Annotated in this window: 6 protein-coding genes and 1 pseudogene; 3 read left to right on the plus strand and 4 right to left on the minus strand. The window is 74.2% G+C overall.

What is annotated here, in order from left to right; translation table 11 throughout:
- Window positions 1–149: 149 nt before the first annotated feature.
- Window positions 150–638: an ester cyclase gene (locus tag ACI79C_RS25125; protein ID WP_456948429.1), complete on the plus strand. Its 489-nt coding sequence runs from the start codon at window positions 150–152 to the stop codon at window positions 636–638.
- Window positions 639–839: 201 nt separating this feature from the next.
- A complete protein-coding gene (locus ACI79C_RS25130) occupies window positions 840–1,061 on the plus strand; it encodes a DUF3073 domain-containing protein (protein WP_456948430.1) in 222 nt (73 codons plus the stop codon).
- Between the two features lie 114 nt (window positions 1,062–1,175).
- Here ACI79C_RS25130 and purM read toward each other — a convergent pair whose 3' ends face one another.
- Together purM and purF are read right to left on the minus strand one after the other, a co-directional pair.
- Window positions 1,176–2,231, minus strand: a complete 1,056-nt coding sequence (gene purM / locus ACI79C_RS25135; RefSeq protein ID WP_456948431.1) for a phosphoribosylformylglycinamidine cyclo-ligase — start codon at window positions 2,229–2,231, stop codon at window positions 1,176–1,178.
- A gap of 82 nt (window positions 2,232–2,313) precedes the next feature.
- Window positions 2,314–3,867, minus strand: a complete 1,554-nt coding sequence (gene purF / locus ACI79C_RS25140; protein ID WP_456948432.1) for an amidophosphoribosyltransferase — start codon at window positions 3,865–3,867, stop codon at window positions 2,314–2,316.
- A 139-nt stretch (window positions 3,868–4,006) separates the two neighbouring features.
- Between purF and ACI79C_RS25145 the strand changes: the two genes are divergently transcribed.
- The gene (locus tag ACI79C_RS25145; RefSeq protein ID WP_456948433.1) at window positions 4,007–4,651 is read left to right on the plus strand and encodes a DUF5701 family protein; all 645 of its coding nucleotides are present in this window, start codon (window positions 4,007–4,009) and stop codon (window positions 4,649–4,651) included.
- Window positions 4,652–4,704: 53 nt separating this feature from the next.
- On the opposite strand, the gene ACI79C_RS25150 is transcribed toward ACI79C_RS25145, so the two are convergent.
- Entirely contained in the window at window positions 4,705–5,313 is a 609-nt protein-coding gene (locus ACI79C_RS25150) for an MBL fold metallo-hydrolase (protein ID WP_456948434.1), read from the minus strand.
- A pseudogene (locus ACI79C_RS25155) lies at window positions 5,310–5,551 on the minus strand (S-(hydroxymethyl)mycothiol dehydrogenase); the annotation flags it as partial. The gene ACI79C_RS25150 and the pseudogene ACI79C_RS25155, both read right to left, overlap by 4 nt.

The following is a 5,551-nucleotide window of genomic DNA, read 5'->3' on the forward strand; positions in this document are numbered from 1 at the left end:
CCCCCCGCTGAGCCGCGCGGCCGGGCCGTTCGCCCCTGTCCGGCGCCACGGTGCGGCCGGATCGTGGGACGTCGGCGTCCCGCAGGCGCGGAGCCGGTCCGGCACCACGCAGCTCGCGGGAACGCCGGGCGACGACTCGGGAGCTCGCCATGGGACAGGCGCGTGAGGTCATGGACCGGATCACCGACGCGATCACCCGCGGGGACGCCGACGCGTTGCGTCGGCTGTACGCGGCGGACGCCGTCGCCGACACCCCGGACGCGGGCCGCCTGGAGGGCGGTCCCGCCATCGTCGAGTACGTCATGGCGTTCCGCCGCGGGTTCCCCGACCTGGCGTGGGAGGCCCGGCACCAGTACGAGACCGACGACACCGCCATCGACGAGGGCTGGCTCGTCGGCACCCACACGCAGCCGCTCACCTCGCCCGAGGGTGAGATCCCGCCCACGGGCAGGGCCATCCGCCTGCGGGAGTGCGATGCCCTGACCGTGCGCGACGGCCGGGGCGTGGAGCACCGCTTCTACTACGACCAGATGGAGTTCGCGGTCCAGCTCGGGCTGGTCGGGACCGGTGCGGACGCGGCAGCGGTGCCCGGGCCGAGGTCGTCCACCGAGCAGGCCGACCCCACGCGGGCGCGCTGACCCGGCGTCCTCGGCGGGCCGGGAGGACGGCCCGTTCCGTCCGGGCACGCCCCCGGTCGGGGGACGGTGAGGGGAGACCCGTGCCCGCCGTCGATCCGTGTCGTAAGCTCGGACAAGACACAGTCACTCAGTCGGGGTCGCCACGCGGGCCGTCCAGCCCGGAGCTGGGCTCCCGGACTCCGTAACGAGGGGGTCGAGCCGATGGGGCGCGGCCGAGCGAAGGCCAAGCAGACACGCGTGGCCCGTGAGCTCAAGTACAGCTCACCGAACACCGACCTCTCCGCGCTGCAGCGCGAGCTGGCCGGGTCACCGTCGTCGTCGTACACCGCTCCTCACCGGGCGACCGACGACGAGGACGACGACGAGTTCGTCGACCGTTGGGCGGACGACGACACGGACGACGACTGGGCTGCCAGCCGCTGATCCGCGCCTGACGCCCACGGTCTGACGCGACGACACCGCCTCCCCCTGGGGAGTCGCGGTGTCGTCGCGTGCCGTCATGCCCCGCTCGCGCCCCCGGGCACCGACGGGGCGGGCTCAGCGGTGGGAGCCGACCAGGCGGGCGGCGTCCCCGCCCGACCGGGCGGTCACGGTGCCGGCGACCCACGCGGGGACCCCGCGGTCGCCCAGGGTCCCGACGACGCCGTCGGCGACCTCGGGGGCCACGACCGCGACCATCCCGACGCCGCAGTTGAAGGCGCGCTCGGACTCCGTGCGCGGCACGCCGTGCTCCTCGAGCAGGTGCACCGCGGCCGGGAGCTCCCACGTGCCGCGGTCGAGCACGGCCTCCAGCTCCGCGGGGACGACGCGGGCGGTGTTGCCCGCCAGCCCGCCCCCGGTGATGTGCGCGTAGGCGTGCACGCCCTCGACGCCGTACTCCTCCACCAGCGCCAGGCAGTCGAGGGCGTAGATGCGCGTGGGCTCCAGCAGCTCCTCCCCCAGCGGGCGGGTCAGCCCGGCCGGGGTCGCGGTGAGGTCGAGGCCGGCGGAGGCGACCACCCGGCGCACCAGCGAGTAGCCGTTGGAGTGGAACCCGCTCGAGGCCATCGCGACCACGACGTCGCCGTCCCGGACCCGCTCGGGACCGAGCACCGCGTCGGCCTCGACGACGCCGACCGCGGTGGCGGCGAGGTCGTAGTCGTCGGGGGCCATCAGGTCGCCGTGCTCGGCGGTCTCGCCGCCGACCAGGGCCGCGCCGGCCCGCGTGCAACCGGTCGCGATGCCGGTGACGATCGCCGCGATGCGCTCGGGGACGACCCGGCCGCAGGCCACGTAGTCCTGCAGGAACAGCGGCTCCGCGCCGCAGGCGACGAGGTCGTCGACGACCATGGCGACCAGGTCGATGCCCACCGTGTCGTGCCGGTCGAGCGCGCGGGCCAGGGCGATCTTGGTGCCCACACCGTCGGTGGAGGAGGCCAGCAGGGGCCTGCGGTACCTCGCCGTGTCGAGCGCGAAGAGACCGGCGAAGCCCCCGAGGCCGCCCACGACCTCGGGTCGGTTGGTCCGCTCGACCGCGGACCGCATGAGGGTGACCGCCCGCTCGCCGGCGTCGATGTCGACGCCGGAGGCCGCGTAGGTGAACTCGTCGCTCACTGCTCGGTCCCGCCCTCGTTCCGCTCCTCGGTCGCCGGCGCTGCCTGCGATGCTCGCCCGGGCGTTCCCTCCGCGGGCCCGCTCACGGGCGGGTGAGGGCGTCGTCCGCACCCCCGGGCACGGTGGCGCTGCCGGCCTGCTGGCCGGTCCACCCCGTGACCGCGCGGGACTCGTCCACCCGGCGCTCGATGCCCTCGAGCACGTGCTTGCCGAGGACCTCGGTCTCGCCCAGCGGGATCGGGTACTGGCCGGTGAAGCACGCAGTGCACAGCCGGGTGACCGGCTGCTCGGTGGCGGCGATCAGGCCCTGCTCGGACACGTAGCCGAGGGAGTCGGCGTTGATGGAGGCCCGCACGCCGTCGACGTCGAGGCCGTTGGCGATCAGCTCCGCGCGGCTGGCGAAGTCGATGCCGTAGAAGCAGGGCCACTTCACCGGCGGCGAGGAGATCCGCACGTGCACCTCGACCGCGCCGGCCTCGCGCAGCATGCGGATCAGCGCGCGCTGGGTGTTGCCCCGCACGATCGAGTCGTCGACGACGACCAGCCGCTTGCCGCGGATGACGTCGCGCAGCGGGTTGAGCTTGAGCCGGATGCCCAGCTGCCGGATGGTCTGGCTGGGCTGGATGAAGGTGCGGCCCACGTAGGAGTTCTTCACCAGGCCCAGCCCGTAGGGGATGCCCGAGGCCTCGGCGTACCCGACCGCGGCCGGGGTGCCCGACTCGGGCACCGGGATCACCAGGTCGGCGTCGGCGGGGTGCTCCCTGGCCAGCCGCCGGCCGATCTCCACGCGGGCGGCGTGCACGCCGCGGCCGGCGATCGTGGTGTCGGGGCGGGCCAGGTAGACGTACTCGAAGACGCAGCCCTTCGGCTCGGCGGGCGCGAAGTGCTGGCTGCGCAGCCCGTCCTCGTCGATGGCCAGCAGCTCGCCGGGCTCGACCTCCCGGACGAAGGAGGCGCCGACGATGTCCAGCGCCGCGGTCTCGCTGGCCACGACCCAGCCGCGCTCCAGGCGGCCGAGCACCAGCGGGCGGACGCCCTGCGGGTCACGCGCGGCGTAGAGCGTGGTCTCGTCCATGAAGGTGAAGCTGAAGGCGCCGCGGAGCTGGGGCAGCACCTGCATCGCCGCGGCCTCGACCGAGAGGTCCTGGTGCGCCGCGATCAGCGCGGTGACCAGGTCGGAGTCGGTCGTGGAGGTGAAGGCACCCGGGACGCCGGCGTCCGCGGCCCGGCTGGCGAGCTCGGCGGTGTTGACGAGGTTGCCGTTGTGGCAGAGGGCGAGCCCCGTGCCCGACTCCGTCGTCCGGAACGTGGGCTGGGCGTTCTCCCACGTCGACGCGCCGGTCGTGGAGTACCGGGTGTGGCCGACGGCGAGGTGGCCGCGGAGGCTGCCGAGCGTGGCCTCGTCGAAGACCTGGCTGACCAGCCCGAGGTCCTTGTAGACGACGACCGAGGCGCCGTCGGAGACCGCGATGCCCGCGGCCTCCTGGCCACGGTGCTGCAGGGCGTAGAGACCGAAGTAGGTGAGCTTCGCGACCTCCTCCCCCGGCGCCCAGACGCCGAAGACGCCGCAGGCGTCCTGGGGTCCGGGGGAGTGGGGATCGAGGTCGTGCGTCAGCCGTCCATCACCGCGGGGCACCTGTCGAGGGTACCGGGGTCGCCGCCGGCACCCGGCTGCCGCGTGGTGACCGTGCCCACGTCCGCGCGTCGGGACCGGGAACCGGGACGGCACCCGGCGCGTTGACCCCCGGCTGCACCCGCCCGTCCCGGAGGTGTCCGTGACCGCCGTCCTGCACGCTCTCCCGTCCGCCGCCGACCAGGCCGAGCGGCTGATCGCCCTCGGCGCGCACGAGGTCGCCGGCCTGTCCGCCGGGGACCTGCGCGGCTGTGCCGCCCGCGTCCCGGATCCCGGCGCGCTGCTGGTCCTCTCCCCCGACCTGGCCCCGGCCTCGGCGCTCGCCCCGCTGCTCGAGCTCCGGGGCAGGCGGGGGTTCGTGGTGACCGACATGACCGACGTCGACGCGTTCGGCCCCATCACGGGGGTCGACCCGCCGGCTGGGCCGGTCTACCTGGTGGCGGACCTCGACCGGGGCGACGCGATGGCGAACTGGAGCCCCGACGAGGCGCTGCCGGCCATCACCGGCGCCGGTCGCACGCCCTTGACGCTGACCGAGGGCATCCACTGGCTGCTCCAGGCCCCCGAGGTGCTCGACCGCAACCACTGCTTCATGACGATCGGCTCACGGCTGCGCCGGCCGAACGGGACCCTCGACGCCCGGACGCCGGCGCTGTGGATCAGCAACGGCACCGGGCGGGACGGCCGCGAGCGACGCCACGCCCCGAAGGTCGGGTGGTGCTGGGCCGGCAACCGGCACACGTGGCTGGGCTTCGCCTCCGCCCGGCGGCGGGTGCCCGTCTCCTGAGCGCCGGGGGACGCCCCTCCTCGGCACCCGGGGCGCCGAGGAGGGGCGTGCCCTCAGTGCACGTTGCGGATCTCGGCGGCCACCGTGGTGTCGTCGCCGTGACCGGTCCTCACGACCGTGTCACCGTGCAGCGTGAGCAGCCGTGACCGGATCGAGTTCAGGATCGTCGGCTTGTCGCTGTAGGAGCGCCCGGTGGCCCCCGGCCCGCCGCAGAACAGCGTGTCCCCGGTGAACACCGTGTTCAGGTCGGGTGCGTGCAGGCAGGTGCTGCCCGGCGAGTGGCCCGGGGTGTGCAGCGCCGTCAGCGTCGTCCCGGCGACCCGGAACGTCGTCCCCTCTGCCAGCTCCTCGTCGGGGGCGGTGTCGGGGTGGACGACGTCCCACAGCATCCGGTCGGCGGGGTTGAACCAGATCGGCGCGCCGGTCGCCTCGCGCAGCGCCACCGCCGCGGTGATGTGGTCGTTGTGCCCGTGGGTGAGCACGATCGCCCGCACCGTGCGCCCGCCGACCGCCTCCAGGATCGGTGCGGCGTCGTGCGGGGCGTCGATGACGAGCACCTCGTCGTCGTCCCCGACCAGCCAGACGTTGTTGTCGACGTCGAAGTCCTGACCGTCGAGGCTGAAGACGCCGCTGACGACGGTCTTGTCGATGCGAGCCGTCACTTGAAGACCACGACCGACCGCAGGACCTCGCCGTGGTGCATCTTCTCGAAGGCGGCGTCGACGTCGTCGATCCCGATGGTCTCGCTGACGAAGTCGTCGAGCGGGAAGCGGCCCTGCAGGTACAGGTCGACCAGCATCGGGAAGTCCCGGCTGGGCAGGCAGTCGCCGTACCAGCTCGACTTCAGCGCCCCGCCGCGGCCGAAGACCTCGATCAGCGGCAGGGTGATCGTCATGTCCG

Source organism: Geodermatophilus sp. SYSU D00697 (assembly GCF_054050175.1).

What these genes read in the sequence shown, in the direction of transcription:
- ACI79C_RS25130 (WP_456948430.1), top strand. Translation starts at nt 840, where the DNA reads ATGGGGCGCGGCCGAGCGAAGGCCAAGCAGACACGCGTGGCCCGTGAG.
- ACI79C_RS25125 (WP_456948429.1), top strand. Translation starts at nt 150, where the DNA reads ATGGGACAGGCGCGTGAGGTCATGGACCGGATCACCGACGCGATCACC.